General features: G+C 36.7%; 22 protein-coding genes, 2 tRNA genes and 3 rRNA genes. 12 read left to right on the top strand and 15 right to left on the bottom strand.

What is annotated here, in order from left to right; all coding sequences use genetic code 11:
* Nucleotides 1–3 precede the first annotated feature (3 nt).
* Genes M666_RS10250 through M666_RS20795 form a run of 3 tightly spaced genes read left to right on the top strand, consistent with a single transcriptional unit; the run spans nt 4 to nt 1,428 of the window.
* Nucleotides 4–501 (top strand): DUF6452 family protein, encoded by a 498-nt coding sequence (locus M666_RS10250; RefSeq protein ID WP_029445781.1) that lies wholly within the window; start codon nt 4–6, stop codon nt 499–501.
* On the top strand, nt 482–1,279 hold the full coding sequence (locus tag M666_RS10245) for a DUF6048 family protein (protein WP_029445780.1): 798 nt from the start codon (nt 482–484) through the stop codon (nt 1,277–1,279). Before M666_RS10250 ends, M666_RS10245 begins: the two co-directional genes overlap by 20 nt.
* A gap of 14 nt (nt 1,280–1,293) precedes the next feature.
* Entirely contained in the window at nt 1,294–1,428 is a 135-nt protein-coding gene (locus tag M666_RS20795) for a hypothetical protein (RefSeq protein ID WP_255352108.1), read from the top strand.
* 86 nt (nt 1,429–1,514) lie between these two features.
* Here M666_RS20795 and M666_RS10235 read toward each other — a convergent pair whose 3' ends face one another.
* Nucleotides 1,515–2,678: a THUMP domain-containing class I SAM-dependent RNA methyltransferase gene (locus tag M666_RS10235; RefSeq protein WP_034659622.1), complete on the bottom strand. Its 1,164-nt coding sequence runs from the start codon at nt 2,676–2,678 to the stop codon at nt 1,515–1,517.
* 77 nt (nt 2,679–2,755) lie between these two features.
* On the opposite strand from M666_RS10235, the gene M666_RS10230 reads away from it, so the two are divergent.
* Together M666_RS10230 and M666_RS10225 are read left to right on the top strand one after the other, a co-directional pair.
* On the top strand, nt 2,756–3,427 hold the full coding sequence (locus tag M666_RS10230; protein WP_029445778.1) for a ZIP family metal transporter: 672 nt from the start codon (nt 2,756–2,758) through the stop codon (nt 3,425–3,427).
* Nucleotides 3,428–3,856: a DUF4268 domain-containing protein gene (locus tag M666_RS10225; protein WP_029445777.1), complete on the top strand. Its 429-nt coding sequence runs from the start codon at nt 3,428–3,430 to the stop codon at nt 3,854–3,856.
* A 2-nt stretch (nt 3,857–3,858) separates the two neighbouring features.
* Here the strand turns inward: M666_RS10225 and trhA are convergent, their stop codons facing one another.
* From trhA to M666_RS10190, 7 genes are all read right to left on the bottom strand, one after another.
* Entirely contained in the window at nt 3,859–4,491 is a 633-nt protein-coding gene (gene trhA / locus M666_RS10220) for a PAQR family membrane homeostasis protein TrhA (protein ID WP_029445776.1), read from the bottom strand.
* 103 nt (nt 4,492–4,594) lie between these two features.
* Nucleotides 4,595–4,706 (bottom strand): 5S ribosomal RNA (gene rrf / locus M666_RS10215).
* Nucleotides 4,707–4,883: 177 nt separating this feature from the next.
* Nucleotides 4,884–7,718 (bottom strand): 23S ribosomal RNA (locus M666_RS10210).
* Nucleotides 7,719–7,953: 235 nt separating this feature from the next.
* Nucleotides 7,954–8,027 (bottom strand) — tRNA-Ala (locus M666_RS10205).
* 173 nt (nt 8,028–8,200) lie between these two features.
* A tRNA-Ile gene (locus M666_RS10200) sits at nt 8,201–8,274 on the bottom strand.
* A gap of 139 nt (nt 8,275–8,413) precedes the next feature.
* Nucleotides 8,414–9,932 (bottom strand): 16S ribosomal RNA (locus M666_RS10195).
* Together the 16S, 23S and 5S rRNA genes with 2 tRNA genes alongside form the textbook arrangement of a ribosomal RNA operon.
* Before the next feature lie 417 nt (nt 9,933–10,349).
* On the bottom strand, nt 10,350–11,075 hold the full coding sequence (locus M666_RS10190) for an NUDIX hydrolase (RefSeq protein WP_025615609.1): 726 nt from the start codon (nt 11,073–11,075) through the stop codon (nt 10,350–10,352).
* A 210-nt stretch (nt 11,076–11,285) separates the two neighbouring features.
* On the opposite strand from M666_RS10190, the gene M666_RS10185 reads away from it, so the two are divergent.
* A complete protein-coding gene (locus M666_RS10185) occupies nt 11,286–12,776 on the top strand; it encodes a mannitol dehydrogenase family protein (RefSeq protein ID WP_029446812.1) in 1,491 nt (496 codons plus the stop codon).
* A gap of 72 nt (nt 12,777–12,848) precedes the next feature.
* Here the strand turns inward: M666_RS10185 and M666_RS10180 are convergent, their stop codons facing one another.
* Genes M666_RS10180 through M666_RS10155 form a run of 6 tightly spaced genes read right to left on the bottom strand, consistent with a single transcriptional unit; the run spans nt 12,849 to nt 19,766 of the window.
* Nucleotides 12,849–13,730 carry a carbohydrate kinase family protein gene (locus tag M666_RS10180; protein ID WP_029446813.1) on the bottom strand — a complete coding sequence of 294 codons (882 nt, stop codon included), beginning with the start codon at nt 13,728–13,730 and terminating at the stop codon, nt 12,849–12,851.
* Nucleotides 13,730–15,226 (bottom strand): mannitol dehydrogenase family protein, encoded by a 1,497-nt coding sequence (locus M666_RS10175; RefSeq protein WP_029446814.1) that lies wholly within the window; start codon nt 15,224–15,226, stop codon nt 13,730–13,732. Before M666_RS10175 ends, M666_RS10180 begins: the two co-directional genes overlap by 1 nt.
* Before the next feature lie 11 nt (nt 15,227–15,237).
* Nucleotides 15,238–16,206, bottom strand: coding sequence for an ABC transporter permease (locus M666_RS10170; protein ID WP_029446815.1), 969 nt, complete (start codon nt 16,204–16,206; stop codon nt 15,238–15,240).
* A gap of 28 nt (nt 16,207–16,234) precedes the next feature.
* Nucleotides 16,235–17,749, bottom strand: a complete 1,515-nt coding sequence (locus tag M666_RS10165) for a sugar ABC transporter ATP-binding protein (protein WP_024481374.1) — start codon at nt 17,747–17,749, stop codon at nt 16,235–16,237.
* Between the two features lie 18 nt (nt 17,750–17,767).
* Nucleotides 17,768–18,832, bottom strand: a complete 1,065-nt coding sequence (locus tag M666_RS10160; protein ID WP_029446816.1) for a substrate-binding domain-containing protein — start codon at nt 18,830–18,832, stop codon at nt 17,768–17,770.
* Between the two features lie 46 nt (nt 18,833–18,878).
* Nucleotides 18,879–19,766: a hypothetical protein gene (locus M666_RS10155; RefSeq protein WP_029446817.1), complete on the bottom strand. Its 888-nt coding sequence runs from the start codon at nt 19,764–19,766 to the stop codon at nt 18,879–18,881.
* 353 nt (nt 19,767–20,119) lie between these two features.
* Between M666_RS10155 and thrS the strand changes: the two genes are divergently transcribed.
* The 5 genes from thrS (at nt 20,120) to M666_RS10130 (ending at nt 23,946) form a co-directional block, all read left to right on the top strand.
* Nucleotides 20,120–22,063 (top strand): threonine--tRNA ligase, encoded by a 1,944-nt coding sequence (gene thrS / locus M666_RS10150; protein ID WP_029446818.1) that lies wholly within the window; start codon nt 20,120–20,122, stop codon nt 22,061–22,063.
* A gap of 30 nt (nt 22,064–22,093) precedes the next feature.
* Nucleotides 22,094–22,651 carry a translation initiation factor IF-3 gene (infC, locus tag M666_RS10145; protein WP_081688264.1) on the top strand — a complete coding sequence of 186 codons (558 nt, stop codon included), beginning with the start codon at nt 22,094–22,096 and terminating at the stop codon, nt 22,649–22,651.
* A 118-nt stretch (nt 22,652–22,769) separates the two neighbouring features.
* Nucleotides 22,770–22,967 carry a 50S ribosomal protein L35 gene (rpmI, locus tag M666_RS10140; RefSeq protein WP_013551342.1) on the top strand — a complete coding sequence of 66 codons (198 nt, stop codon included), beginning with the start codon at nt 22,770–22,772 and terminating at the stop codon, nt 22,965–22,967.
* A gap of 94 nt (nt 22,968–23,061) precedes the next feature.
* Nucleotides 23,062–23,406 carry a 50S ribosomal protein L20 gene (gene rplT, locus M666_RS10135; protein ID WP_013551341.1) on the top strand — a complete coding sequence of 115 codons (345 nt, stop codon included), beginning with the start codon at nt 23,062–23,064 and terminating at the stop codon, nt 23,404–23,406.
* A gap of 120 nt (nt 23,407–23,526) precedes the next feature.
* Nucleotides 23,527–23,946 (top strand): DUF4870 domain-containing protein, encoded by a 420-nt coding sequence (locus M666_RS10130; protein WP_024481379.1) that lies wholly within the window; start codon nt 23,527–23,529, stop codon nt 23,944–23,946.
* Here the strand turns inward: M666_RS10130 and M666_RS10125 are convergent.
* On the bottom strand, nt 23,943–24,365 hold the full coding sequence (locus M666_RS10125) for a secondary thiamine-phosphate synthase enzyme YjbQ (protein WP_029446819.1): 423 nt from the start codon (nt 24,363–24,365) through the stop codon (nt 23,943–23,945). The two genes, M666_RS10130 and M666_RS10125, sit on opposite strands and share 4 nt — an antisense overlap.
* A 102-nt stretch (nt 24,366–24,467) precedes the next feature.
* Here M666_RS10125 and M666_RS10120 point away from each other — a divergent pair, with 102 nt between their 5' ends.
* Complete coding sequence (locus M666_RS10120; protein ID WP_029446820.1) at nt 24,468–25,268, top strand: HAD family hydrolase; 801 nt, start codon at nt 24,468–24,470, stop codon at nt 25,266–25,268.
* The last annotated feature ends 56 nt before the right edge of the window (nt 25,269–25,324 follow it).

The following is a 25,324-nucleotide window of genomic DNA, read 5'->3' as shown; positions in this document are numbered from 1 at the left end:
TTTATGAGTACACTAAAATATATACTAGCCTTAGCTGTTATGGTATTTGCCTTTAATTCTTGTGAAAAAGATGATATCTGTGTAGATGGTGATACACCACTTCTAGTGATTAGGTTTTACGATGCCACTATAACTACAGATTTAAAAGCACCAAGCAACTTACAAGTTAAAGGCCTTTTAGATACGGGTGAGTATGGCGATATCATTACAAATACGTCTACTGATTCTATTCAAATTCCGTTGCGTATAGATGGTTTATCTACGACTTATAATTTATCTATAAACGCCACGACGGATGCCGAAAATGCAAATGAAGATGTTTTGGTTTTTGATTACACTACTAAAGAAGTTTTTATATCAAGAGCCTGTGGTTATGTAGTTAATTATGAAGAGTTATCCGATGAACTAACTACGGATACTGATAATTGGATTAAAAATATAGAAATAACAAATACTACTGTTGAAGATCAAACCACTGCGCATGTTAAAATATTTCATTAGTCTTAGTTTTATTTTTGTTTCTTTATTGGGATGGTCACAATCTAAGCCTATAGATTTACAACCGAAAGATACGGTACAAAAAACAGATCGATATGGTTTACGCGTAGGTGTAGATTTAAGCAAGATTTTAATGTCTACGTTAGATGATGATTATACGGGAATAGAGTTGGTAGGAGATTTTAGATTAAAACCCAATTTATATTTAGCGGCAGAGTTAGGGAATGAAAAGAAAACAAAGCAAGAAGATTTGTATAATTTCACTACCTCTGGGAGCTACATAAAACTAGGAGTAGACTTTAATTCTTACGAGAATTGGTTTGGGATGAATAATTTAATTCACCTTGGTGGCCGTTATGCTTTTAGTAGTTTTAGCCAAACCATAAATGACTATCAAATTTTTAGTACTAGTCGTTATTTTAATGAAGACAGCTTTGCTTTAGGATCAGAAAATATTGGTGAATACTCATCACTCAATGCCTCTTGGCTAGAAGCTGTACTAGGATTGAAAGTTGAACTATTTTCTAATATTTATTTAGGTGCTAGTGTACGCTTAGGTCTTTTAATAACTGATAAAGCACCTGATAAAGATGCTTCTGATGCTTTCCAAAATTTGTGGATTCCCGGTTTTAATAAGGTTACAGATAATAGTAGATTTGGCAGCAGCTTTAACTATTCTATTACCTATTTTATCCCGTTGTATAAAAAGAAAAAACAAACACGTAAAAAGTATGTAGACGAAAGTGGAAGTCAACCACCTCCACCACCGCCAAGAAATTAGACTATAATTTTTTGATGCTTTTAGAAAAAAGCCACTTCATCACTATTCTAGTGCCTTCCTTATTTTTAAGGACTGCAAACTTAGGCGCAAATATCATGGTTACCAGTGCAGAAACGATAGACTTCACCACGGTACTCTCATACAGGTAATCCAATATAAAAAAGCGAAGTACTATAAATAATATAGCAAAGCTTAAAAAATTATAGAGTAAAGCCTTATTCTTTAATGACATCATTTAGGATTCTTTATTTTGAAATTTCGCTTTCTTACTTCCTTCGTACATCACATATTTAACGAGTCTAGATTCTAAGTGACTATTAAATACTTTGATCTTACGAGAAGGTCTCAGACCAACAAACTTCAATGCTTCTAGATTAGACGTTATAAGCCAAGCATCTGTGCCTGCATAATGATTTTTAAGGGTATCACCTATATTCTTATAGAAGTCTTCCATATCTATATCTAAACGCTCTCCATAAGGCGGATTAAATAAAATATGCAAGTGGCTATCTACCGCCTTTTCAGTTTCAAAGAAATTAAATTGTCCAACCTTTATGTATTCTGATAAATTTGCATTTTCAATGTTGTCTTGAGCTTTACGTATGGCGGAAGGCGCTTTATCGTATCCTGCAATTTTAAAATGAAATTCTCTTGTCTTATTCAAACAGCTCTCTACTATTTTATCAAACAACTCTTGATCATAATCTGGCCATTTTTCAAAAGCGAACTCTTTCCTGTTAATATTTACAGGAATATTACACGCAATCATTGCTGCTTCCACTAAGATAGTTCCACTACCACACATAGGGTCTAGAAAATCACTCTGACCATCCCAACCGCTTAATAATAGAAGACCAGCTGCCAAAACTTCATTAATAGGCGCAATATTGGTAGCTGTTTTATACCCACGCTGGTGTAAAGACCTACCTGAGGTATCTAAAGAAACATTACAATGCTCTTTCTGAATATGTATATTTATTCTAAGATCTGGAAACTTGATATCAACGTCTGGACGAATACCATCTAAATCTCTAAATTTATCTACAATAGCATCTTTAACTTTTTGAGATACATAAAGTGAATGCGTAAAATTTTCTGAGTTCACGGTAGTATCAATAGCGAAAGTGGTATGCGGTGTTAAATACTCGGTCCAATCAAACGCATATATTTTCTTATAGAGCTCTTCTTCATTCCTAACTGTAAATGAATGTATTGGCTTAATTATTTTAATAGCCGTTCTTAGGCATAAATTGGCTTTATACATAAAACCCATATCCCCTTCAAAACTAACGCTTCTAACGCCTTCTTCTATATTTAAAGCCCCAAGCTTTCGTAGCTCTTTAGCCAAAACTCCTTCAAAACCAAACATTGTTTTGGCAACCATTTTGTAATTCTCCATACCTATCTAAAACATTACGACAAAAATACATTAATTTTGCGGCCTCAGGTTACATTTTAAAAAAACCTAATTCTGGCATGACCTATTTATTACCCATTTTAGCTGTATTAGTAAGCTTCCTATTTGTTTATTTAATAAAACCTAAAAAAAAAGAAGGCATAAAACTACTACTAGCCTTTAGTGGTGCTTTCCTTTTAGCATTAACTGTTTTTGAGCTTCTACCTGAAATATATGAAGTAACAGATCAAAAAAAAGTGGGAGTATTTGTAATGCTTGGAATATTATTACAAATATTTTTAGAATTCTTTTCTAAAGGAGCAGAACACGGCCATATGCATATGGATAGCAACAAGACAGAATTTCCTTGGCTGCTATTCATAAGTTTATCTGTTCACTCTCTTCTAGAAGGTGTACCTATAGGCGATCACCACTCAATGTTATATGCCATATTGGTACATAAAATTCCGATTGCCATCATTTTAAGCATTTTCTTAATTGGCTCTAAAATGAGTAAACCATCTGCTTATTTCTTTATATGTTTATTTTCAATAATGACCCCTTTAGGAACCTATTTAGCAGCAAATATTGAGTTACTTTCCACGATAAAATCAGAATTAAATGCGGTAGCCATTGGCGTATTTTTACATATATCTACCGTAATTTTATTTGAAAGTTCTGAGGGGCATAAATTTAACCTAAGTAAATTACTCGTAATTATCATCGGTATCATAATCGCATATTTCTTATAGATGTTTAGTAAAAGTGAATCAAAAAAATTAAGAGAGGATTTTTGGATATCTTTTGGCAAATCATATCCTAAAAAATGGATACTTTACAATACGAAAATTAAAGATTTTTCATTTAAATTTTATTTTGACACGTCAAAAGCCATGGTAGCTTTAGATATAGAAAGCAAAGATCTAGAGAAGCGTATTAATTTATGGGAAAAAGTAATCTCTTTGAAATCCGTACTTATAGCAGATTATCTACCAGAAGCACACTTCGAAGAATATACCTTTTTAGAAAACCAGACAGAAATTTCCAGAATCTATGTACGTTTAGATCAGGTAAGTATTCACAATAAAAATACCTGGCAACAAACCATGATATTTATGAATGAGCATATGATAAAATTTGAAGCCTTTTTTGAGGATTTTGAGGCTGTTTTTATAGATTGATATTACACAACATCTAGGTAGATAAACAACCAGTGACTAATACTACCACCTAAAACAAATAAGTGCCATATAAAATGATTGTACGGTATTTTTCTAATAGCGTAGAAAAGTATCCCTACGGTATAAAATCCACCGCCCAACATTAATAGATTTATCCCTAAAGGGCTAGTAGCCGCTATTAAGTTCTGAAAGTCGAACACAATTAACCACTCCATTACCAAGTACAATAGTAAGGATACAATTTCCAACCTTCCTGTAAAAAATAACTTCAGTATAGTTCCAAACAATGCTATACTCCATACTACTGTAAATAAAGTCCAACCGTTTCCATATACTAAACTTATAAGCGCCACAGGAGAATACGTTCCCGCTATGAGAAAGTAAATACTGATATGATCAACAATCCTAAACTTTTTTTTCAAACTAGGATTTGCAATCGCATGATATAATGTAGAAGCCGAATAAAGTAATAGTATGGAAAAAGAATAGATACAAATACCCAAAACAGCATACTCACTTTTAGCAGAATTTTTATCTAATAAAAAATAGAAGCCAAATAACCCCAACAGAATTCCAATTCCGTGGGATAACGTATTAAGAAGTTCTTCTTTTTTGTAGGGAGAAATCTCTTGCATGAGGTAAAGTACGTTTGTATGCTTAAAAATAAGTTTTATGTGCAATATGAACCCTATATAAACAAAAAAAGTCCTCAATATTTCTATTGAGGACTTGATTAAAAAAAGGCGACGACCTACTCTCCCACTTGGTATAGCAGTACCATCGGCGCTGATAGGCTTAACTTCCCTGTTCGGAATGGTAAGGGGTGGACCCTATCGCCATGGTCACCTTAAATCGTTGTACTACACAAATGCATAGTAACTAATATTGTTAACATATTAAAGGGACAAAATGGTGTATAAAACACGCACTATAAACACAGTTTTAGATTAAATCTAAAGTAAGCTACGATTTTTGGTTATTATATCTTTAAAAAAAGGAAGTCCGCCCCCTAATCAAAGGGGGCAAGTTGTGCAAGCCTATGGGCTATTAGTATCACTTGGCTACAGACATTACTGCCCTTCTACCTATGACCTATCAACGTAGTCATCTCCTACGGCCCTTTAAAGAAATCTCATCTTGTGGCTGGTTTCGCGCTTATATGCTTTCAGCGCTTATCCAATCCCGACATAGCTACCCAGCAATGCTCCTGGCGGAACAACTGGTGCACCAGAGGTCAGTCCAACTCGGTCCTCTCGTACTAGAGTCAGATCCACGCAAATTTCTAACGCCCGCAGTAGATAGAGACCGAACTGTCTCACGACGTTCTGAACCCAGCTCGCGTGCCACTTTAATGGGCGAACAGCCCAACCCTTGGGACCTTCTCCAGCCCCAGGATGTGACGAGCCGACATCGAGGTGCCAAACCCCCCCGTCGATATGAGCTCTTGGGGGAGATCAGCCTGTTATCCCCGGCGTACCTTTTATCCTTTGAGCGATGGCCCTTCCATACGGAACCACCGGATCACTATGCTCTTGTTTCCAACCTGTTCGGCCTGTATGCCTCTCAGTCAAGCACCCTTGTGCCATTGCACTCTACGTACGATTACCAACCGTACTGAGGGTACCTTTAGAAGCCTCCGTTACTCTTTTGGAGGCGACCACCCCAGTCAAACTACCCACCACGCACTGTTCCCTAGTGTTAGGGTTAGGCCCTAGATAAGCAAAGGCTGGTATTTCAACAATGACTCCACAACGCCTGGCGACGCCGCTTCAAAGTCTCCCAGCTATCCTACACATTACTTACCCAGAACCAATACGAAGCTATAGTAAAGGTGCACGGGGTCTTTTCGTCCCACTGCGGGTAACCGGCATCTTCACCGATACTACAATTTCACCGAGCTCATGGCCGAGACAGTGTCCAGATCGTTGCACCATTCGTGCAGGTCGGAACTTACCCGACAAGGAATTTCGCTACCTTAGGACCGTTATAGTTACGGCCGCCGTTTACTGGGGCTTCAATTCAATGCTTCGCCGAAACTAACATCTCCTCTTAACCTTCCAGCACCGGGCAGGTGTCAGGCCCTATACTTCATCTTTCGATTTTGCAGAGCCCTGTGTTTTTGATAAACAGTCGCCTGGACCTCTTCACTGCGGCCCTCCTAAAAGGAGGGCGACCCTTCTCCCGAAGTTACGGGTCTATTTTGCCTAGTTCCTTAGCCATGAATCTCTCGAGCGCCTTAGAATACTCATCCCAACCACCTGTGTCGGTTTACGGTACGGGCTGCTTCACTTGTTTTTCTCGGAGGATGTTACGCTGGATTATCGACGCAGCCGAAGCTTTGTCGTACTATCGGGGTGTTACCACTCCCTTCAACGTGCTATTCCGTCAGCACGCACCAACACCACATCCCCGTCACTTTTAGCGTGAGCAGGTAGCAGAATATTAACTGCTTGTCCATCCACTACCCCTTTCGGGTTCGCGTTAGGTCCCGACTGACCCCCAGCTGATTAGCATAGCTGGGGAAACCTTGGTCTTTCGGCGTGCGGGTTTCTCGCCCGCATTATCGTTACTTATGCCTACATTTTCGTTTCTATGCGTTCCAGCAACCCTTACAGATCACCTTCAACACACATAGAATGCTCCCCTACCCCTCTGTACCGAGTACAGAAGCCATAGCTTCGGTGGTATACTTATGCCCGATTATTATCCATGCGGAATCGCTCGACCAGTGAGCTGTTACGCACTCTTTAAATGAATGGCTGCTTCCAAGCCAACATCCTGGCTGTCAATGCAATTCCACCGCGTTATATCAACTTAGTATACACTTGGGGACCTTAGCTGATGGTCCGGGTTCTTTCCCTCTCGGACATGGACCTTAGCACCCATGCCCTCACTGCTGCAAAACATTTTATAGCATTCGGAGTTTGTCAGGAATTGGTAGGCGGTGAAGCCCCCGCATCCAATCAGTAGCTCTACCTCTATAAAACTATTGCAACGCTGCACCTAAATGCATTTCGGGGAGTACGAGCTATTTCCGAGTTTGATTGGCCTTTCACCCCTACCCACAGGTCATCCCAAGACTTTTCAACGTCAACGGGTTCGGTCCTCCACTTTGGGTTAACAAAGCTTCAACCTGCCCATGGGTAGATCACACGGTTTCGCGTCTACTACTACTAACTATGGCGCCCTATTCAGACTCGCTTTCGCTACGGCTCCGATTCTTAAAATCTTAACCTTGCTAGTAAAAGTAACTCGTAGGCTCATTATGCAAAAGGCACGCCGTCACCCCAAAGGGCTCCGACCGCTTGTAAGCGTATGGTTTCAGGATCTTTTTCACTCCGTTATTCACGGTTCTTTTCACCTTTCCCTCACGGTACTGGTTCACTATCGGTCTCTCAGGAGTATTTAGCCTTACCGGATGGTCCCGGCAAATTCATACAAGGTTTCACGTGCCCCGCACTACTCAGGATACCACTATCAATAACGTTCTTTACTTATACCGGGCTATCACCGTCTTCGGCCTATCTTTCCAAATAGTTCTAATTCATCGCGCATCAAATATCGTGGTCCTACAACCCCAGCATTGCCGAAACAATACTGGTTTGGGCTAATCCGCGTTCGCTCGCCACTACTAACGGAATCACTTTTGTTTTCTCCTCCTCCGGCTACTTAGATGTTTCAGTTCACCGGGTTTGCTTGATCTTACGATCACGACTGGCCTTCAACCAGACAGGTTGCCCCATTCGGATATCCGCGGATCACAAGTTGTGTGCACCTCCCCGCAGCTTTTCGCAGCTTATCACGTCCTTCATCGCCTCTGAGAGCCTAGGCATCCCCCATACGCCCTTTTCTAGCTTGTCACTAGTCCTTTTTATTCTATTATATATAATTACTACTGTATAAATACAGCAGTACCTCTATCGTACTTTACTCTATTTTTAAATTTGTGTTTACTGTGATTACAATATCCCTGAAGATAATTGTAATTCACTTTGTCCCAATATGTCAATGAACTTTTTCCCCCTCCTACTCCCCCAAAGAGGGAGAGCACTTACTCGTGCTTACTCCTTCCCTTAGGGAAGGCTAGGATGGGATAGTGGAGAATATCGGAGTCGAACCGATGACCTCCTGCGTGCAAGGCAGGCGCTCTAGCCAGCTGAGCTAATCCCCCGTCTTTTAGTGATCAGTTAACAGTTATTAGTTAACAGTACTTATAACGGCTATACTCAACCTCTAAAATTTCCTTTCAAGTGATACTAATTTAATTAGCATCCTTATTTTAATGAACGTTTTTCTAAACCAAACTCTTAATCAATTCCTTAACTAAAAATCTACTCTAGGCAGTAGTCTCAGGCAGACTCGAACTGCCGACCTCTACATTATCAGTGTAGCGCTCTAACCAGCTGAGCTATGAGACTCTCACTTTGCGAATCTTGCGACCCAATCAATATTATAATAACATAATTATAAGACAGCAATTTAAACTACATAACATAACTAAAAAAATATAAGGACTAGAACTCTTTCGTTTTTATTAATTGAGATGTCTTTCTCTAGAAAGGAGGTGTTCCAGCCGCACCTTCCGGTACGGCTACCTTGTTACGACTTAGCCCTAGTTACCGATCTTGCCCTAGGCCGCTCCTTACGGTGACGGACTTCAGGCACTCCCGGCTTCCATGGCTTGACGGGCGGTGTGTACAAGGCCCGGGAACGTATTCACCGGATCATGGCTGATATCCGATTACTAGCGATTCCAGCTTCACGGAGTCGAGTTGCAGACTCCGATCCGAACTGTGATCGGTTTTATAGATTCGCTCCTTATCGCTAAGTGGCTGCTCTCTGTACCGACCATTGTAGCACGTGTGTGGCCCAGGACGTAAGGGCCGTGATGATTTGACGTCATCCCCACCTTCCTCACGGTTTGCACCGGCAGTCTCGTTAGAGTCCCCATCATGACATGCTGGCAACTAACGACAGGGGTTGCGCTCGTTATAGGACTTAACCTGACACCTCACGGCACGAGCTGACGACAACCATGCAGCACCTTGTAAATTGTCCGAAGAAAAGTCTATCTCTAAACCTGTCAATCTACATTTAAGCCCTGGTAAGGTTCCTCGCGTATCATCGAATTAAACCACATGCTCCACCGCTTGTGCGGGCCCCCGTCAATTCCTTTGAGTTTCATTCTTGCGAACGTACTCCCCAGGTGGGATACTTATCACTTTCGCTTGGCCGCTCAGTCCGAAAACCGAACAGCTAGTATCCATCGTTTACGGCGTGGACTACCAGGGTATCTAATCCTGTTCGCTACCCACGCTTTCGTCCATCAGCGTCAGTGTATAGTTAGTGACCTGCCTTCGCAATCGGTATTCTAAGTAATATCTATGCATTTCACCGCTACACTACTTATTCTAGCCACTTCACTATAACTCAAGACCGCCAGTATCAAAGGCAGTGCATACGGTTGAGCCGCAGCATTTCACCTCTGACTTAACAGCCCGCCTACGGACCCTTTAAACCCAATAATTCCGGATAACGCTCGGACCCTCCGTATTACCGCGGCTGCTGGCACGGAGTTAGCCGGTCCTTATTCTTACAGTACCGTCATCAATCTACACGTAGATCTTATTCTTCCTGTATAAAAGTAGTTTACAACCCATAGGGCAGTCTTCCTACACGCGGCATGGCTGGATCAGACTTCCGTCCATTGTCCAATATTCCTCACTGCTGCCTCCCGTAGGAGTCTGGTCCGTGTCTCAGTACCAGTGTGGGGGATCTCCCTCTCAGGACCCCTACTCATCGAAGTCTTGGTAAGCCGTTACCTTACCAACTAACTAATGAGACGCATGCTCATCTCTTACCGTAACCTTTAATATTAAACCGATGCCAGTCTAATATCACATAAGATATTAATCCAAATTTCTCTGGGCTATCCCTTAGTAAGAGGTAGATTGCATACGCGTTGCGCACCCGTGCGCCGGTCGTCAGCGGAGCAAGCTCCCTGTTACCCCTCGACTTGCATGTGTTAGGCCTGCCGCTAGCGTTCATCCTGAGCCAGGATCAAACTCTTCATCGTTGTTTTGTAAATATTATATAACATCTATTAACCAACTAATAAATCATCCGAATCCTAGCCCTCTATATTCTTTAAGCTATTATGTTAATTCAATTTATTTAATTACCGTTTCCAGTAATTAAACGCTGTCTTACAATATGTCAATGAACTTTTTATCTCTTTTACTCTCCGCCTAATTAAGTATCGTTGTTTCCCTAAGCGGCTGCAAATATACACCCTCTTTTAAAACCCACAAGCGTTTTTGGAAAAAAAATTCAATCTTTTTTTTGACGTTTTTATAACACCCTAGAAACAAAGACTTAACAACAAATTAATTTCTGAAATTATAGCAAAGAAATTTAAAATTACCTCTAAAAGAATAACAACCTATCTACACAGCGACAAGTTTACTATTAAAAGAACCAACCACAAAAGTCGCTATACACTTATTATATAATCTTTCTCTTTTACCGTATTATACACGTCTTTACTAAACACGTATAATTTAGAGGGTTTTTTAGAAACCCCTTTCCTTTTTTCATTCAAGGGTACTATATAAGGTTTACCTAAAGACTTCTTTCTAAAATTGCGGTTATCAATCTTTATATCTAATATAGACTCATAAGCAAATTGTAAATCATTTAATGTAAACTTCACTGGAAGGAAATTAAAGATGATAGGCTCCGTCATTATCTTTTTCTTCAAATCCTCATAAGCATCAGCCACAATTTTCTGATGATCAAAACCTAACTCTGGCAATGATTGATATTTGAACCACTTAAAGCCATCATGTTTAAGACTTACCACATCTAATGGCAACGCATAGTAATACCCTATTGCCATAGTCTGTGCTTGCACACCCCTACTTCGTATCCAAAGCAAATCTTTCTCTGATTTAATCCTACTAGGATTCCCATACGTTCTAAACTGAATCTTGTCTGCATTTGACACCCCTGTGATTTCTTTAAAAATAAGATCTGCCGATTCTTCAAGTGTTTTACTTTTAAAAACATAGTAGCCGGTAATCACCCAATCATTAATCTCCAAAAACTCATCATCATACAAGTTTAAAGTTCTATTACGCAACAACACATGAAGTCCGTTTGCATCCAAAGCAAAAACAACACAATCTACCGTAACATTATCTCTTTTTCTAAAATCCATATTAAACCAAGCTGTGATAAACAAATATAAGAATTAAAACAGCCAATACCTGTATAAGATTAGACGAAGAAGGCTTCCAATGATTAGCGCTTTAAATTCATTGATTTGAGTTCCTTTTTTAGTAAATTTATCCTCTGATCTAAACTCTAGCAAAACAACATACCGCCATAAGAGTCTCTAGATTCACATTATAAATCATTAATAGTTTTTATGCCAAATTTGCTCTATTTAAATACTGAAAACACCAATTCCTTACCCAACAGTATTTTAAAATCTAACGTAGACCGTGACAAAATAAAAACAGGGATAGCACATATTGGACTCTCCAATTTTCATCGTGCCCACCAAGCCTATTACATGCACGAACTTATAGAACAACATCAGGAATTAAACTTTGGAATTTGCGGTATAGACCTATTAGAATCGGATAGAAAAATATACAACATCCTTAAGGACCAAGACGGACTCTATACCTTAATTACTAAAAAGGCAAATGGCACTATAGACTACAAAATAATAAGCTCTATTATAGAATACTTTTATGGCCCTGAAAACCCACTAGCTGCCATAGAACGTTTAGCACGACCTGATATCAAAATAATTTCTCTCACCATTGCTGAAGACGGTTATCATTTAAATGAAACAACTGGGGAATTTAATTTAACACATCCACAGGTTAAAGAAGACTCCTTAAGCAAGTTTAACCCCAAAACAGTTTTTGGGTATTTAACACAGGTATTTAACCTACGTAAAGAAAGAGGCTTACCAGGCTGCACTATTTTGAGCTGTGACAACATACAAGCAAATGGAGATACGGTAAAAAAATCTTTCTTTAATTATGTAGAAAAGACCACTCCTTCTTTATTACCATGGCTCCAAGAAAATACCAGCTTTCCGAATTCTATGGTAGACCGGATAACCACCGTTACTTCTGCAAAAGACATAGAGCTATTTAAAGAAACCTATAATATTTATGATCAATGGCCGGTAGTCTCAGAACCGTTTAGCAAATGGATTATAGAGGACAACTTTATTTCCGGAAAACCGGATTGGGAAAAGGTAGACATTCAATTTGTAAAAGATATTGAACCTTTTGAAAATGCTAAACTTCGAATTCTAAATGCTGGTCACTCTATTCTAGGAATTTTAGGTACTTTAAACGGATACAAATATGTACATGAAGTAGCTAACGACGAAGATTTTATTTCCTTTCTAGAAAATTACATTAAAACTGAAGTAACTCCTAGTTTGCAAAACACAGAACAGCAAAATCTAAAAGCCTATAAGAAAGAAGTCATTGATCGTTTTAAAAACCCACATATTAATGATAGCCTTTCTAGGATTTGCAAAGAGAGCTCTTCTAAAATTCCAATTTTTGTATTCCCTACATTACTAAAACAGCTCAGCAATCAGGAATCCATAGCCCACGCTACATTTGTTATGGCTGCTTGGTGTAAATATTATGATGGCGTTGATGATTACGGCAAAACTTTTGACATTACAGACAACTTAAGCAATCAACTTATTAGAACCGCTGCACTTTCACAACAAAACCCACAACTGTTTTTAGAAAACAACAGCCTATTTAAAGACCTAGTGCATCATGACCTATTTAAAGAACGATTTGAATACTACCTTTCTAAACTAAGATCATTACCCATTAAAGAATGTCTAGTCTTAATGAATACCAAAAAACTATAATAACTAAAAAAACGCACTTTAACCATGCCATGATTAAAGTGCGCCACTCAACAAAAAAACAACTCTAAAAATTTACGAGGTCATCATAACCTCTACTTCTTCTTGACTTATCTCAGGATTAGCTCCTGCTTTACTCGCCACAAGGGCGCCGATAGCACAGGCAAAATCTATAGCATCTTGAGGATTCTTTTTCTTTAATAATTTATCTATTAACCCTGCCAAAAAAGAGTCTCCTGCCCCAACCGTATCTACCACCTCTATATGATAGCCACTATTATGGTAAAACACCCCTTTAATATAAAGGACAGCTCCATGCTTACCTTTAGTAACACATATAGTATCTGTGTTTGTGCTTTCTGCTATAAACTGAATGGTATGCTCCAAACTTATAGACTTAGAACCCAACATTTCACTTATTTCATAAATTTCGTCATCATTGAATTTGACAAAATCTGCCTGATGCATTAAATACTCAAGAATCTCTTTCGTATAATAGGGCTCTCTTAAATTGACATCAAATATTTTATATGAAGCAATCTTAAGCAACTCATAAAGTGTGTCTTTAGACTTTTCATTCCTAGCCACTAAACTACCATAGATAAAAGCATCTGAATCTTTCACTGTTTTCTGAGCTGTAGAAGACAATTCTATTTGATCCCAAGCTCTAGGAAACATTATATCATAAGATGCCGATCCTTTAGAATTCAATATCACTTTAACGGTTCCTGTCTTTAACGTATCATCTACCTGCAAGCCATTTCCATTAATTCCGTTTTCTTTGATATACTCATAAATTCCTCTCCCATCTGCATCCGCACCAATTCTACTAATTACAGATACATTATTTCCTAAAGAATTTAAACGAATTCCCACATTTAATGGTGCTCCTCCAATTTTCTTATGTTCCGGAAATTCATCCCACAACACTTCACCAAAACAAGTTATATCACTCATTATATTTTATTTAAGATCTCATTATTTAAATCTAGCACGCATTTCTCAACACCATGTTTCAAAATATCATCATACGATTCTCGGTACGCATCAACAAAGACTTCTGATTTTTTCAAATCTCCAAAAACCGATTCAATACTCAAAAATTCTTTTGGCTCATTTTTAGCCTCTATTGCTTTCTGATGCAACAACTCTGCCAATGCATCTTTAATCACTAACGTATTACCGTTCTCATCAAATCCTAAGGAATAAATAGCCCAAGCTGCAATAACAAACGCAGCTAATTTAACAGATCCACTCTCCTTTAATTGCGCATTTATTGTAGGCAATATAAATATAGGAAGCTTCGCAGAAGTTTCTGAGCAAATTCTATCAATTTGATCCTTAATATATATATTCCCGAAACGCTGAATTAAAGAATGCTTATAGCTTTTTAAATCGACACCTTCTAAATTACCCAGAACTGGCGTCACTTCAATATCCATATACAATTTTAGAAACTGACTGATTGCTGGATCATGTACCGCTTCATCAATTGTAGCATATCCTTTTAATGCTCCTAATATTCCTAAAACAGAATGACCGGCATTAAGCAAACTCAACTTCATTTTTTCATAAGGAACTACATCTGCTACAAATTGAGCCCCAACATTTTCCCATGCAGGTCTTCCTGCAGCAAAATCATCCTCAATAACCCATTGCTTAAATGGTTCACAAACTACTGGCCAAGCATCATCAATACCTGAATTTTCTTTTAATGCTGATATATCTACTAAACTTGTAGCTGGCGTAATCCTATCTACCATACTATTTGGGAATGTAACATTTGCATGAATCCATTCTACCAATGAAGGCGCTGCTTTTTCCACATAACTTAATAACATATTCTGAATCATATGCCCATTACCCTGAACATTATCACATGACTGAATAGCCACCCCTTTTAAATGCTGTTCTTTACGCGCTTTTAAAGCTTGCGTCAAATAACCGAATATTGTCTTTGGTGCCGTAGGATTTTCTAAATCATGCTGAATTAAAGGATTTGCAAAATCGAATTTTTTGGTTGCTTCATTATAATTATACCCCCCTTCTGTAATGGTGAGTGTTATAATCTTAATATCTTGATGCGCCATTTTATCAATAACTGCAGCAGGATTTTCTGGCGCAAATAGATACTCTACTATAGAGCCTACAATTGTTTTTGTTAACGTACCATCTAATTCTTTCACAATTAACGTGTAAAGACCATCTTGGTCTTTAAGCGTTTGATATATTTTTTGATCAAAATCTAATAACGCCACGCCACAGATTCCCCAATCTTTAATTCCTTCTTTGTGTAATAATTGATCTGTATAATATGCTTCGTGCGCCCTATGAAAGCCACCAATACCCACATGAACAATACCCACCTTTACATCTGACCTATCATATGCTGGAATAGCTGCGCTTCCCGAAAATTTTGATAGATTCTCACTATTTAATTTATAACTTGCCATCAATCTTATTATTATTTATTTTCAAAACGTTGCAGTAATACCGCAAATATGATAATCCCACCTTTTACTACTTGTTGTGGATAGGACGGCACATTTAATAGGTTTAATATATTCCCTATCAAGCCTAAAATTAAAACTCCCATCAACGTATTTATAGCCGAACCTCTACCGCCATTTAAACTAGCACCACCAATTACAACTGCTGCAATAGCATCTAATTCCCAAGCCATACCCATATTCGGAGAGCCAAGATTTGTTCTTGAAGCAACAATGATTGCCGCTATTGCCGCTAATGAGCCAGAAATTGCGTAGACTAAAAATTTGTATTTATTTACTTTAATCCCTGATAAGCGAGAAGCCTCTTCATTACTACCTATAGCAATGATTAATCTACCAAACACATTATAACGCAGCATAACAAATGCAGCAGCTACGATGATAAAAAATACGATAGCTATATTAGGCACACCGATAGTAGAATTATTTGCGAAATTTGACATAAATTCTCCTCCTGGAGTTTTAAATGTAATAGGAGATCCTTTAGAATAAATAAAACCTAGTCCTCTAGCTACAGTCATCAAAGCCAGTGTTGCTATAAATGGCGCCATCTTTTGATAAGCCACCAAATACCCGGAGACACTACCTAGACCAAAACCAATAACCACTGTTATTAAAATCGCCACGGGCAACACCACAACATTTACTAAGAGGGCAAATGTAACCGCTAGCAGTGCCACTAAGGACCCTACTGACAAATCTATACCCCCTGTTAAAATAACGATAAGCATACCGATACTAATAATTCCTATACCAGAAACCTGTTTTAATAAGTTTGAAAGGTTTACGGATGTAAAGAATACATCAGATATTACCGCCGAAAAAATTAACAATACTATAAAAATGAAAATAGTATTGTACTTTATTAAAAACTTTAGTAAACCTCCTGGACTACTAAGTTGTTGTTTTAAATTTAAAGCCATTGTTTGTTTTTTTGTTTGTTGAGTTGAGTTACTTTAATTGTTCCCCGATGGAATAGCGAAGTATGTTTTCTTCTGAAAAATTTTCTTTTGGCAATTCTCCGTATATACTACCTTCATGCATGACCAAAATTCTATCTGAAATTCCCATAATTTCTGGCATATCAGAAGAAATGACAATGACTGCCACACCTTTTTTCGCTACTTCATTAATAAGATTATAAATTTCTACTTTAGCACCCACATCTACCCCACGAGTAGGTTCATCTATAATAATAACCTTACTATTTACACTCAGCCATTTTGCTAAAGCAACTTTTTGCTGATTACCTCCACTCAAGTTTTTTACTTGAACTTCAGAGCTCACTGTTTTTATATTTAGTTTTTCAATAAGGTCTTGAGCATTCTTAGTTTCCTTATCTACACTAATAAAGCCTAACTTGCTAGAGATCGGTCCAAAATTGGTTACACTAATATTTCTTCTAATAGATAAAGGAAGAAAAACTCCTTCCTCTTTTCTGTTTTCTGATACAAGACCAATCTCATATCCAACAGCATCTACAGGAGATTTTGTTTTAATCTCTTCTCCATGCAAGAAAATACTGCCTGATTTCTTTTTATCTGCCCCAAAAATCAATTTAGCCGTTTCTGTTCTTCCACTACCTCCAAGACCTGCGATACCCAAAACCTCTCCAGCTCTAACCGAAAAAGAGACGTCATGCACTAAAGTATCTTTTGCAGTAAGGTTTTTTACTTCAAATATTGGAACCTCACCTACTTTTACATCACGTACTGGATACAAATCTTTCAACTCTCTACCAATCATCAAACGTATCACCCCATCCGTATCTGTTTCTGAAACAGGCATACTTCCAGTATCTACACCATCTTTTAAAACCGTAACCGTGTCAGCTATTTTAAAAATTTCATCTAGGTGATGCGAGATATAGATAATGGATATCCCTGTTTTTTTTAATCGCAATAAATTATCAAACAATTTCTGAGCATCTGTAGGGTCAAAAACCGTGGTAGGCTCATCCAATACTAAAACCTTAGTATCTTCCGAAATAGCTTTCGCTATTTCTACTACTTGTTTTTGGACTATACTCAAATCTCTAACCGTAGCTGTGGCATCAATATTAAATCCTAAAGAATTTATGAGTTCTTGAGCATCGTGTGTAATTTTCTTCCAATTCATCCAAAACTTACTTGCACCTAATTTGTGCAAGTAAATATTTTCTGCCACAGAAAGATCGTTCACTAATGAAAGCTCTTGATACACCACATTAATACCCAGAACTTGACCGTCATGTGTATTTTTAGGATTTATCTCTTCTCCATTTAACAAAACTGTTCCTGCATCTTTTTGATGTACACCACTAAGAATCTTCATTAACGTAGATTTCCCCGCGCCATTCTCCCCAAGTAAAGCATGGATTTCTCCATGCTTTACTTTTAAATTTACATTACCTAAAACCGAAACTTGTCCGAAACTTTTAGATATCCCAGTCATTTCTAACCGGTATTCACTTTCTGAGTTTTGCATATCAACTAATCTTACCGATTAAAATAAAGCTTTAGGATCGTAATATTTTGCAGCGTTTTCTTTGGTTATTAATAAAGGTGCTGTAAATGAAGTCTTCTTAAAATCTCTCTTACCGTTTATATATTGAATCGCATACTCAACCGCATTTTTACCAATTTGCACTGGACTATTCATTGCTGTACACCCGTAAAAATCTGTATCCATAATATATTTGATAGCCTCTTTCTGACCATCTGCACCAGCAACGATTAAAATATCATCTGTTTTACCTGCTTGCGCAATTGCTTTAATAGCACCAAGAACACAAACATCAGACTCTGTAATCACTACATTAATATCTGGATGCGCGACCAAAATATCTTCCATTGCCTTTAAACCTCCTGCATATGACCAATCTGTATACATTTGAGTTTTAATATCTAAATCTATATATCCTAATGTTCTTAACTGCTCCTCTGTGATACCCTGCAACAAACCTTGCTTACGAGTTCTTCCCACAGGATTACCCGCATTACCACTTAATAAAGCAATATTCATTTTTTCTTTTCCAAACTTTTTAGCTAACCATTCTCCTGCCAATTCGCCATTTGCTAAATTGTTAGACTGAATTGTAGTTACAAAATCTGCAGAAGGATCAATAGAACTATCAATTATAAATACTGGAATACCAGCAGCCTTAGCCAACTTAGTTACCCCTACCAATGCATCAGGATCTTTCGGGTTTAATAGCAATGCATCTACACCTTTGGTAATCAAATCTTCTACTGCTGCAATTTGCTTATTAATATCATCCTGTCCATCCGCAGATAAAAACACCATTCCGTTTTTTTCTGTACTGGCTTGAATACTTTGTAATAAAGCTTGATAATATGGTGCATTTAATGAAGGAGTACAATACCCTATTTTCATACCGGTAAGATCAATAGCGCTCTCTATTTTTTCACTTGTATCTGTAGCAGCATCGGTACCTGATTTAGATTTATCTACTTGCTCCACACAACTGGCGAGATTAAAAAATAAGGTCACCACCATTAAAGGCTTTAGAAGCCACTGAATAACATTTTTTTGTTTCTTAGTTTTCATAATAAATTGTTTTAAAATTTAGTTGAGATTAATTATATTCTATTTATTAAAATAAGGTAATATCTAATTGAAGCACTGTTTTTTCTTTTTCAGGATTCCACATGGCCGTAACTTCTACAGGCATTTTATAGGTTCCGAAATTAATATTCTTTCCTAGAGTCGCCCCTACATTAATAACATTACCTGCTCCTTCGGTATAAAACGTTTTATCTGTAAAAAACGACCAAGCACCGCCAGCAAATAAGGATAAGCTATAATCATCTTTTTCCCACACTTTACTTTTAACTTCAAAATAATGGGTCCAAGAATTTTTCAGAGAAGCATCTTCTTGCACTTCATAATCACCAGAGCCACCGCCTAATATTGTAGCAAAATATAATAAGGTATTATCAGAAATATTATACCCGAAGTTTAAATCTACAAAATTATATCCTTGTGTTTTATCATAACTCCAATACTCCAACTTATCTCCTCTTTCCTCAACACCTGTATAATTATTATGCGTAACCGCTTCTATAAAGAATTTATCTGAAAAACGATATGAGGTATAAATTGAAAATTCTTTATAATTAGCACCTACATAATCTCCTGTATCTTTATTAACAACATCTACACTTGTTAAGCTAGCCCCACCCCAAACACCAAAAGTAAATTTCTGATCTCTAGTCTTATACTCCAAGCTCGTTGCAAAAACTGCACCTGGGTGCACCACAAAACCATGCCATGTATGCATATTTTTAATATGAGCATTTGCATTAAAAGCATTATAAGTATCTATTTCCGTTTCATCTTCCTGAGCAGAAGAAATATGCACTCCTATAAGTAGTAAAATACTAAATAAAGCTATAGGTAACATTCTCAAGCTATTAGCTTTTACCAAAGAATGTTCTGGAACCAATACCTCGTGTACTCGTGTTTTCCTTGTGTTTTTCATTATTCAGGGTGTTATTTGGGTTAAATTATTTATTAAACGTACTATTAACGTTTTTTCAAATGTAAAATAAAAATTGACATAACAATAAATTTTAACATATTAAAATAGATATATCACAATAATACCCCTGTTTAATTCGATGATTGACACAATAAAAGAGAAACAAGAATACATCTAACGTATATAAAACGTTTTAAAATACCGAACATCTCTCACTCTTTCATAATCGAAGAATTAACTCTTATTAAGGTTGATTCTCTTAATTTTAAACCCTTAGACTAAAAAAGTCTTTGAAATATAATTGAAAGTATTTTTGATGCCCTTATCTTTGTAGCTTATAACTATGTATCAGTATGATTAAGATTACATTACCAGACGGTAGTATTAGAGAGTGCGAAAAAGGAAGCACACCAATGGATGTTGCTAAAAGTATTAGTGAAGGATTTGCGAGAAATGTTATTTCTGCAAAATTCAATGACACCGTACTTGAAGTTACCACCCCGCTTTTAGAAGATGGTTCCCTAATATTATATACTTGGAATGATGCAGCAGGAAAAAAAGCCTTTTGGCATTCTTCTTCTCACGTTGTTGCGCAAGCTATTGAAGAGTTATACCCTGGGGTAAAATTAACGATAGGGCCTGCTATTGATAACGGATTTTATTACGATGTAGATTTAGGAGAAAACAAATCTATCTCAGATAAAGACTTCCCTGCGATAGAGAAAAAGGCAATAGAAATTGCTAGAGGTAAGCATAATTTTGAGATGCATGCCGTATCTAAAGCAGATGCGTTAAAGAAATACAAGGAACAAGGCAACGAATACAAAGTTGAACTTATAGAAAATCTGGAAGATGGCACAATCACTTTCTGTGATCATGATACGTTTACAGATTTATGTAGAGGGGGTCATATCCCTAATACAGGAATAATAAAAGCGATCAAAATTTTAAGTGTTGCAGGAGCTTATTGGAGAGGTGATGAAAACAAACCACAACTTACTAGAGTTTATGGTATTTCATTCCCAAAACAAAAAGAGCTTACAGAATATTTAGAATTATTAGAGCAAGCGAAACAAAGAGACCATAGAAAATTAGGAAGAGAATTAGAGCTATTTACCTTCTCTGCTAAAGTAGGACAAGGTTTACCTTTATGGTTACCTAAAGGAGCTGCTTTGCGCGAAAGATTAGAAAACTTCCTAAAGAAGGCACAGAAAAAAGCTGGTTATGAAATGGTAGTCACACCTCATATCGGCCAAAAAGAATTATACGTTACCTCTGGTCATTATGCCAAATACGGAGAAGATAGCTTTCAGCCTATCAAAACTCCTAAAATGGATGAAGAATTCTTGTTAAAACCAATGAATTGCCCACACCACTGTGAGGTTTACAACTTTAAACCTCATTCTTATAAAGATTTACCGAAGCGTTTTGCTGAATTTGGTACTGTATATAGATATGAGCAGAGTGGAGAGCTACATGGCTTAACACGTGTTAGAGGTTTCACTCAAGATGATGCTCACATTTTCTGTACTCCAGATCAATTGGATCAAGAATTTAAAAACGTTATCGATTTATCCTTATATGTTCTAGGTTCTTTAGGCTTTGATAATTTTACGGCACAGGTTTCCGTACGTGATTTAACCAAACCAGAAAAATATATTGGTTCTGTTGAAAATTGGGAAAAAGCGGAAAATGCAATTATAAATGCTGCAAAAGAAAAAGGTCTCAATTTTGTAATTGAAAGTGGTGAAGCTGCTTTCTATGGTCCAAAATTAGATTTTATGGTTAAAGACGCCCTTGGTAGACAATGGCAATTAGGAACTATTCAAGTAGACTACAATCTTCCTGAACGTTTTGATCTTACCTATAAAGGTAGTGACAATGAGCTTCATAGACCCGTAATGATTCACCGTGCTCCTTTTGGTAGTATGGAACGTTTTATCGCCCTATTATTAGAGCATACAGGAGGTAATTTCCCACTTTGGTTAATCCCAGAACAAGCTATAATTTTACCGGTCAGCGAGAAACATGAAAAATATGCGGAAAAAGTTTTAAATTCGCTAGAAAAACACGAAATTCGCGCACTTGTTGACAAGCGTAATGAGACTGTTGGCAAGAAAATACGAGAAGCAGAGATGAATAAATTACCATTTATGCTTATCGTAGGAGAAGATGAAGAAGCTAAAGAAACCATCTCTGTACGTAGACATGGAGGCGAAGATTTAGGTTCAATTACAATTTCTGACTTTAATGAGTTGGTAACTAAAGAAATAAATAGTACCTTAAAGTCGTTTTAAAAAAATAAGTTTAATTAAAAAGATTTAGTCATAGCAATAAGAAAAAGATTTAAACCCCAACCACGGAGGGAAAATAAAAACCCTCACAAAATCAACGCACAAATACTTTCTCCTAACGTAAGGTTGGTAGGTGATAATGTAGAAGTTGGTGTTTACCCTATTAGGGAAGCACTTAACAAATCTGAGGAATTAGAATTAGATTTGGTAGAGATATCTCCAAATGCTGATCCGCCTGTTTGTAAGATAACAGATTATAAAAAATTCTTATACGAGCAAAAGAAGCGCGAAAAAGTCATGAAGGCTAAAGCGACTAAAGTTGTTGTAAAAGAAATTCGTTTTGGACCACAAACTGATGATCATGATTATGAGTTCAAAAAGAAGCATGCTGAGAAATTTTTAAAAGACGGAGCTAAGTTAAAAGCATATGTGTTTTTTAAAGGACGTTCAATTGTTTACAAAGATCAAGGTGAAATACTTTTATTGAAACTAGCTTCTGAATTAGAAGATTTAGGTAAAGTAGAACAAATGCCAAGATTAGAAGGAAAAAGAATGACTATGTTCATTGCTCCTAAAACAAACAAGAAGTAATACATAACTCTGTTCTAAAATTGTTTAGAACTTACGAGATAAGATAAAGAAATTGCCAGCTGAAAAGCCGGCATTTTCCATAATAATAAGCGAGATAAATTAATAAACTAGGAACAAGATGCCTAAACAGAAAACTAAATCCAGTGCTAAAAAGCGTTTTAAGCTTACAGGTTCTGGTAAAATCAAAAGAAAGCACGCTTTTAAGAGTCACATTTTGACGAAAAAATCTAAAAAGCGTAAGCTAGCGTTAACACATTCAGGGTTAGTTCACCAGGCTGATGTTAACAGTATTAAAGAGCAATTACGTTTAAAGTAATTTTCTCTTTACCGGTAAATTAATTATAAACCATGGAGTTAGGCTTTAAAAGTGTCGATCATCGACCGCCTACTACAAAAAACAATTTAAAAGTATGCCAAGATCAGTAAATTCAGTTGCTTCTAGAGCCAGAAGAAAAAAGGTAATGAAGCAAGCCAAAGGTTACTTTGGAAGACGTAAAAACGTTTGGACAGTAGCTAAAAATGCGGTTGAAAAAGCAATGTTATATGCTTACAGAGACCGTAGAAACAAGAAAAGAAATTTCCGTTCATTATGGATCACTCGTATTAATGCAGGTGCTCGTTTACACGGAATGTCTTATTCTCAGTTTATGGGGAAAGTAAAAGCTAACAACATCGAATTAAACCGTAAGGTTTTAGCCGATTTAGCAATGAATCACCCAGAAGCTTTTAAAGCTGTCGTTCAAAAAATAAAGTAACATTAACAATATATCTCGCTTATAAAAAATCCGATTCTAACGAATCGGATTTTTTTTTATCCTATTGTATACCTATCTTCTATTTAAATACGTTACCTATTTTCAATAAGAATTATAAAAATGAATGAAAACAATTTAATTGAAAACCCTATAATTAAAAATACGTTAAAAGAAGACCACAGTACATTAGCACTTTTACATTATAGCCAACTCTTAAATTTCTTTGGATTCTTCGGTATCATCATACCGGTAGTCTTATGGTCTACGAAAAAGAATGAAATTAAAGGAATGGATGAACATGGCAAACACGTGATCAATTACCAATTGAGTATGTTATTGTACGGGGTAATTTACGCTATGCTGTTTGTCATCTCCATACTATTAACGTTTGTATTTATAGGATTTGTTTTTATTATCATCCTTAGTATTCTTGGAATACCACTAGCACTTCTCTTAATTGTATATCCCATTATAGGAGGTATAGCAGCATCAAAAGGAGAATTTTACAACTACCCTTTAACTATAAAATTTATACGTTAGTTTCCAAAGGCTGTAATAACAATAGTTCTTCCAGAAGCACTATCTCGATGTTCACATATATATATTCCTTGCCAGATTCCTAAATTCAACTGGCCATTGGTAATGGGGATTTGAACTGAAGCCCCCATTAAAGAAGATTTGATATGTGCAGGCATGTCATCAGAACCTTCATAATCATGTTTATAATAGGGTTGATTTTCAGGCACCATAACATTCATGTGACTTTCAAAATCTAAGCGTACGGTTGGATCGGCATTTTCATTAATTGTTAAACTGGCCGAGGTATGCTTTATAAATACCTGAAGCATACCCACTTTAATATTTTTTAGTTCTGGAAGTTCTCGCAAGACTTGTTCTGTTATTAGATGAAAGCCCCTAGAAAAACTTTTTAACCTGAATTCCGATTGATAAAACTTCATAGCCTTTAACATTTATATACTAATATTAATACAAACTTATCTATTTAAACACAAATGTTCGTTGCTTATAGAATAACTTTGCAGCTTTTAAATTTTGAAACTATGGATCTATCAAAAATAAAAATGGTTGTTACAGATATGGACGGGACTTTATTAAACTCCGATCATCAAGTAAGCGCCAAATTCTTTTCATTATTTGAATCATTAAAGAAAAAGGATATTAAATTTGTTGCCGCAAGCGGAAGACAATGCCATAGCATCGTTGACAAATTAGCAGCTATTAAAAATGATATTATAGTCATTGCCGAAAATGGTGGTGTTGCTAAACAATATGGAAAGGAGCTGCTAGTCACCCCCCTACCCAATGCTACAAAAAATGAAGTTATTGCTATTTTAGATGGCGTAGAAAATGTACACCCTGTACTCTGTGGGAAAGACAACGCATACATAACGAACAAGTCTACGATGTTCGAGCAAAAATTAAAAGAATACTACACCAACTATAAGGTCTTAGATAATTTAAATGACTTTGATGGCGAAATAGTTAAGATTGCTATTTATCACTTTGAAAACTCTGAAAAATACATCTACCCAAAAGTATTTCACCTAGAAAATGAATTACAAGTAAAAATATCAGGAGCTAATTGGGTAGATATCTCCAGTAAAAATGCTAACAAAGGGTATGCATTGGAAAAAGTGATGCAGGAAAATAACATCTTACCCCATGAGTTACTGGTCTTTGGTGATTACAATAATGATTTAGAAATGCTAGCCTTAGCAGACTACAGTTTTGCGATGAAGAACGCTCACCCTAAGGTTTTAAAACTAGCCAATTACCACACCGAAAGTAACGATAACTTTGGAGTAGAAAGAATTTTAGAACAACTAATAAACTTAAAATAAGGTATTTACATATTTAAAATACAATTAAAAGTTAAAATAGTTTTTTATTTCAAAGC

This window comes from Cellulophaga baltica 18, assembly GCF_000468615.2.
Lineage (GTDB): Bacteria > Bacteroidota > Bacteroidia > Flavobacteriales > Flavobacteriaceae > Cellulophaga > Cellulophaga baltica.
This window is presented reverse-complemented; position numbering and strand designations above follow the sequence as displayed.

Bases quoted from the DNA above. Each gene is read 5' to 3' on its own strand.
- M666_RS10250 (WP_029445781.1), top strand. From the start codon at position 4: ATGAGTACACTAAAATATATACTAGCCTTAGCTGTTATGGTATTTGCC.
- M666_RS10245 (WP_029445780.1), top strand. From the start codon at position 482: ATGTTAAAATATTTCATTAGTCTTAGTTTTATTTTTGTTTCTTTATTG.
- M666_RS20795 (WP_255352108.1), top strand. From the start codon at position 1,294: ATGCTTTTAGAAAAAAGCCACTTCATCACTATTCTAGTGCCTTCCTTA.
- M666_RS10235 (WP_034659622.1), bottom strand. From the start codon at position 2,678: ATGGAGAATTACAAAATGGTTGCCAAAACAATGTTTGGTTTTGAAGGA.
- M666_RS10230 (WP_029445778.1), top strand. From the start codon at position 2,756: ATGACCTATTTATTACCCATTTTAGCTGTATTAGTAAGCTTCCTATTT.
- M666_RS10225 (WP_029445777.1), top strand. From the start codon at position 3,428: ATGTTTAGTAAAAGTGAATCAAAAAAATTAAGAGAGGATTTTTGGATA.
- trhA (WP_029445776.1), bottom strand. From the start codon at position 4,491: ATGCAAGAGATTTCTCCCTACAAAAAAGAAGAACTTCTTAATACGTTA.
- M666_RS10190 (WP_025615609.1), bottom strand. From the start codon at position 11,075: ATGGATTTTAGAAAAAGAGATAATGTTACGGTAGATTGTGTTGTTTTT.
- M666_RS10185 (WP_029446812.1), top strand. From the start codon at position 11,286: ATGCCAAATTTGCTCTATTTAAATACTGAAAACACCAATTCCTTACCC.
- M666_RS10180 (WP_029446813.1), bottom strand. From the start codon at position 13,730: ATGAGTGATATAACTTGTTTTGGTGAAGTGTTGTGGGATGAATTTCCG.
- M666_RS10175 (WP_029446814.1), bottom strand. From the start codon at position 15,226: ATGGCAAGTTATAAATTAAATAGTGAGAATCTATCAAAATTTTCGGGA.
- M666_RS10170 (WP_029446815.1), bottom strand. From the start codon at position 16,206: ATGGCTTTAAATTTAAAACAACAACTTAGTAGTCCAGGAGGTTTACTA.
- M666_RS10165 (WP_024481374.1), bottom strand. From the start codon at position 17,749: ATGCAAAACTCAGAAAGTGAATACCGGTTAGAAATGACTGGGATATCT.
- M666_RS10160 (WP_029446816.1), bottom strand. From the start codon at position 18,832: ATGAAAACTAAGAAACAAAAAAATGTTATTCAGTGGCTTCTAAAGCCT.
- M666_RS10155 (WP_029446817.1), bottom strand. From the start codon at position 19,766: ATGAAAAACACAAGGAAAACACGAGTACACGAGGTATTGGTTCCAGAA.
- thrS (WP_029446818.1), top strand. From the start codon at position 20,120: ATGATTAAGATTACATTACCAGACGGTAGTATTAGAGAGTGCGAAAAA.
- rpmI (WP_013551342.1), top strand. From the start codon at position 22,770: ATGCCTAAACAGAAAACTAAATCCAGTGCTAAAAAGCGTTTTAAGCTT.
- rplT (WP_013551341.1), top strand. From the start codon at position 23,062: ATGCCAAGATCAGTAAATTCAGTTGCTTCTAGAGCCAGAAGAAAAAAG.
- M666_RS10130 (WP_024481379.1), top strand. From the start codon at position 23,527: ATGAATGAAAACAATTTAATTGAAAACCCTATAATTAAAAATACGTTA.
- M666_RS10125 (WP_029446819.1), bottom strand. From the start codon at position 24,365: ATGAAGTTTTATCAATCGGAATTCAGGTTAAAAAGTTTTTCTAGGGGC.
- M666_RS10120 (WP_029446820.1), top strand. From the start codon at position 24,468: ATGGATCTATCAAAAATAAAAATGGTTGTTACAGATATGGACGGGACT.